Source organism: Kocuria sp. ZOR0020 (assembly GCF_000800955.1).
In the GTDB taxonomy this organism is placed as follows: Bacteria; Actinomycetota; Actinomycetes; order Actinomycetales; family Micrococcaceae; genus Kocuria; species Kocuria subflava.
The window spans coordinates 1-1,582 of the sequence record NZ_JROX01000233.1 but is presented as its reverse complement, the minus strand read 5'-3'; the positions used below and the strand labels follow the sequence as shown (position 1 = coordinate 1,582).

Genomic DNA, 1,582 nt, shown 5'->3' with positions numbered 1-1,582 from the left:
CTAGCCGCCTAACACCCACCGGCCTCAACTACCTTGACAAATTCCGATCGGCCTGTTCGCCGCCACCAACATTGACGACATCGTCGTGCTCGTGGTGCTGTTCCTCGCCTCTCGTCGGGGAAAGCCAAGACCATGGCAGATCGTCGCGGGGCAGTACCTCGGGTTCATCACCCTCGTCGTGGTCAGCGTGGTGGCCGCTTTGGGCTTGACGATCATCCCAGACTCCTGGGTCGGGCTCCTTGGGCTGATCCCTCTAACCATCGGCATCTGGACGCTCGCGCGGGGGCTACGCCGCAACCAGGCTGATGACGATGGTGAAGCAAAGATCACTGCAGTCGGGTTGTGGGGCGTCGCCGGGATCACGATCGCCAATGGTGCCGACAACATCTCCCTCTACACGCCGATCTTTCGCACCAGCGCACCCGCTGACGTCGTGGTCATGATTGGAGTGTTCCTCCTCCTCGTGGCCGTCTGGTGCGGCGCGGGACGGCTGATCGGAACGCACGAGGCCGTCACCGATGCGTTGGAACGGGTCGAGCATTGGCTTGTCCCCGCAGTGTTCATCGGACTGGGGCTGTTCATCCTGATCGAGTCCGGCGTCGTCCTCCGGCTCTCGGAGGTCTTCGCATGACGTCGCGCGAGACCGGCCACGAGCCCGAAGCACGAGAAGTTCCCCCGCCGCGGCGCTGGCAACTCACCGTGGGAGCGTTCACGCTCGGCGCGTTGGTAGTCCTCGTCGACCAGGGGACCAAAACTTGGGCCGAAGCCACACTTACCGAGGGCGAACGCGTCCCTTTGATCGGCAACCTGTTGGGTTTGCAACTTGCCTACAATCCCGGCGCGGCCTTCTCCTTCGGCGAAGGCTCCACCCCGGTGTTCGCTCTGGCGGCCGTCGTTGCTACGGTCACCGCGGTCGTCTTCGCCTTGCGTGTCCGGCGACCTAGGTGGGCGATCGTGATCGGTGCGCTCGGTGGAGCCGCCGCCTCGCACACCGGCGACCGGCTCTTCCGCGAGCCAGGGTTTGCCCAAGGTCATGTCGTGGACTTCCTGGCATACGGCACCTGGTTCATCGGCAACGTTGCGGACATCGTGATCGTCGCGGTCGCGATCACCGGAGTGCTCCTCATGCTCCGCGAGCGGCCCGGCGAGTGACGCCGCTTTAGCGAACACAGCGGCAGCATCGGAGAGTTCACTACTTCCCCAGGCGGCGAGATCTCCCTCGAGGTCAAAAGTTACGGCAGCTACCGGGTCCAACTGGTCCCGCGGACGACCGTCCATGAGACACCACGGCAGGCGAGCGTCCATGTGGAGCTGATCGGTAAATGGCGTGCTTCTGGTGGGGGTGAGTGGCGTTAGCTGGTGATGAGGGTGCTGGCGGCTGCTTCGATGACGTCGTCGGTGATGGTGTCGAGTTGGTTGATCTTCAGGACGCGTCCGATCTGGGGGAAGAGGCGTTCGAGGATGCGGAAGTTACCGCGGGTGATGCGTTCGATCGCGGCGATAGCCTGGGCGTCGGTGAAGTCGTCGGGGTCGAGGGTGCGGCCGAGGCGCTTCCAATGGCGGGTCAGGACGAACAGCAGTT

At 64.0% G+C, this 1,582-nt stretch carries 2 protein-coding genes and 1 pseudogene; 2 read left to right on the top strand and 1 reads right to left on the bottom strand.

What is annotated here, in order from left to right:
* Positions 1–40: 40 nt before the first annotated feature.
* Both L979_RS12285 and L979_RS12280 read left to right on the top strand, forming a co-directional pair.
* Positions 41–631 (top strand): cadmium resistance transporter, encoded by a 591-nt coding sequence (locus L979_RS12285; protein WP_047692498.1) that lies wholly within the window; start codon positions 41–43, stop codon positions 629–631.
* Positions 628–1,152 carry a signal peptidase II gene (locus tag L979_RS12280; protein WP_047692497.1) on the top strand — a complete coding sequence of 175 codons (525 nt, stop codon included), beginning with the start codon at positions 628–630 and terminating at the stop codon, positions 1,150–1,152. The genes L979_RS12285 and L979_RS12280 overlap by 4 nt, the downstream gene beginning before the upstream one ends.
* A gap of 200 nt (positions 1,153–1,352) precedes the next feature.
* Here the strand turns inward: L979_RS12280 and L979_RS12275 are convergent.
* Positions 1,353–1,582, bottom strand: a pseudogene (locus L979_RS12275) (ATP-binding protein); the annotation flags it as partial.